Genomic DNA, 540 nt, shown 5'->3' with positions numbered 1-540 from the left:
GTGTGATCCACCGTCGACCTTACTGCTACGCCGCCCTCAGGGAATTCTAGCGCCTACGGAAAAGCGAAAAATCAATATCCCGATTGACAGGGAAAGTCATATCAGTATCTGAATAACCTCGTCGAACAGGACCATCGCAACATCAAATCCCGGACGAAGGTCATGCTCGGCTTCAAACGTTTCAGGAACGCCGCAATCACGCTCGCTGGCATCGAATTGATGCATCGCATTCGCAAGGGGCAATTTAACCTTGCCAGCTTGCAACTCAAAAATACTGCTGCGCCTGCTGTCTGGAATGTGGTCATGTCGACTCAATAAGATATCCTATAGATAGGCAGCAGTTCGCCCGCACGGATTATTTGCACCATGTATGGACGACTCCCTGTTGTCAAGCAGTCCGCGTTCTCTGGCACTGGGTCGAGGTTGCAGCGTAAGCGCCTCGCCTGGACCGTTCAGGTTTTTCTGGACTAAGCGATGTGAAGCGGCACATGCTATCTCCTTTGGGCATTTTGCGTTACCCGGTAACGGGTCCGGATATAT

Annotated in this window: 1 pseudogene; it reads left to right on the top strand. The window is 51.5% G+C overall.

The features are described from left to right. Positions 1 to 102 precede the first annotated feature (102 nt). Positions 103 to 318 (top strand): annotated as a pseudogene (locus HV744_RS36720) (DDE-type integrase/transposase/recombinase); the annotation flags it as partial. Positions 319 to 540 lie beyond the last annotated feature (222 nt).

Source organism: Paraburkholderia ultramafica (genome assembly GCF_902859915.1).
GTDB classification, from domain to species: domain Bacteria; phylum Pseudomonadota; class Gammaproteobacteria; order Burkholderiales; family Burkholderiaceae; genus Paraburkholderia; species Paraburkholderia ultramafica.
Note: the sequence above shows the minus strand (reverse complement) of the source record. Positions and strands in the feature narration are given on the sequence as shown.